Source organism: Paraburkholderia rhizosphaerae, assembly GCF_004366595.1.
In the GTDB taxonomy this organism is placed as follows: Bacteria; Pseudomonadota; Gammaproteobacteria; order Burkholderiales; family Burkholderiaceae; genus Paraburkholderia; species Paraburkholderia rhizosphaerae.
The window spans coordinates 1-1371 of sequence record NZ_SORE01000074.1; the positions used below are offsets into that span (position 1 = coordinate 1).

1 protein-coding gene is annotated in these 1371 nt (G+C 61.9%); it reads right to left on the bottom strand.

All coding sequences use genetic code 11. The features are described 5' to 3' along the window. Positions 1-43: 43 nt before the first annotated feature. Positions 44-1315, bottom strand: coding sequence for an IS256 family transposase (locus BX592_RS33625; protein WP_425022290.1), 1272 nt, complete (start codon positions 1313-1315; stop codon positions 44-46). Between the last annotated feature and the right edge of the window lie 56 nt (positions 1316-1371).

The following is a 1371-nucleotide window of genomic DNA, read 5'->3' on the forward strand; positions in this document are numbered from 1 at the left end:
GAACCTGTCCGCATTTTTGTGGGTGAGGCGGTTAAAGGAATCGTTAGCCGCGCGCCTGCGTGAATCGATCGCCAAACAGAATAGCAAACTGATTCATGGCGGACTTCCAGTCGAAGGCTGCGCGCACGTTTTTGGCCAGGACGTTGCGCAGCGCCAGCCAGAGCAGCTTGATCGCGGCCTCGTCATTGGGGAAGTGCCCTCGGGTCTTGATGATCTTGCGCAACTGCATGTTCAGACTTTCAATAGCGTTTGTGGTGTAGACAACCCGCCGGATCTCGGGCGGAAACACGAAGAACGGCGTGACGTGCTCCCAGGCGCGCCGCCAGGATTGCACGATGGTCGGATATTTCTCGCCCCATGGACCCTCAGCGAAGTCCTGCAGAGCCTGCTTCGCGGCCTCTTCGCTGGCCGCCGCGTAGACCGGGCGCAACGCCTGTGCGACGTCCTTGCGATCCTTCCAGCCGGCATATTCCAGGCTGTTGCGGATCAGGTGCACGATGCAGGTTTGCACCGCTGTCTTCGGATAGGCCGCGCCGATCGCGTCGGCCAGCCCCTTCAGGCCGTCGACGACCGCAATCAGGATGTCCTGGCAGCCGCGGGCCTTAAGTTCGTTGAACACCTTCAGCCAGAATTTCGCGCCCTCGGTCTGCTCGATCCACAGGCCCAGCACATCACGCTGGCCGTCCGCCTGAATGCCCAGAGCCAGATACACCGCCTTGTTGCTGACCACGCCGTCGTCGCGGATCTTGACGCGCAACGCGTCGAAAAACACCACCGGATACATCGGCTCGAGCGGGCGATTCTGCCAGGCCTGCGTTTCGGCCATCACCTCGTCGGTCACCGAGCTGATGAAGTCAGGCGACACTTCAGTGCCGTAGCTTTCGGCCAGGAAGGCCTGGATCTCGCGCACACTCATGCCGCGCGCGTACATCGCGATGATGCGCTCGTCGAATCCGGTGAAGCGGCGTTCGTGTTTGGGAATCAGGATCGGCGCGAAGCTGCCGTCGCGGTCGCGCGGTATCTCAACCCGGAGCGGGCCGCGATCGGTGATGACCGTCTTGCCGCTGGCGCCGTTGCGTTCGTTGGCCTGGCCGGCCGGTTTGGACTGACCCGCGGGATACCCCAGATGCAGATTCATCTCCGCGCCCATCGCGCGTTCGATGACCGCCTTGTTGAACGCCAGCATCAGATCCTGTACCTCGGCCGGCGTCATCGGCCCTTTGACCAGCTCGTCCAGCAGCGCCTTGGGCAGTTCAGGCAGCGGCCCTCGGGCCGCTGCCTGAGACGCCACCGTGCGTTTCTTCTTCATTGGCATATCCATGATTTTTATCGCTCATGATATGCCTCGCCCACGAAATCACGGATAGGTCC

What these genes read in the sequence shown, in the direction of transcription:
- BX592_RS33625 (WP_425022290.1), bottom strand. Translation starts at nt 1,315, where the DNA reads ATGCCAATGAAGAAGAAACGCACGGTGGCGTCTCAGGCAGCGGCCCGA.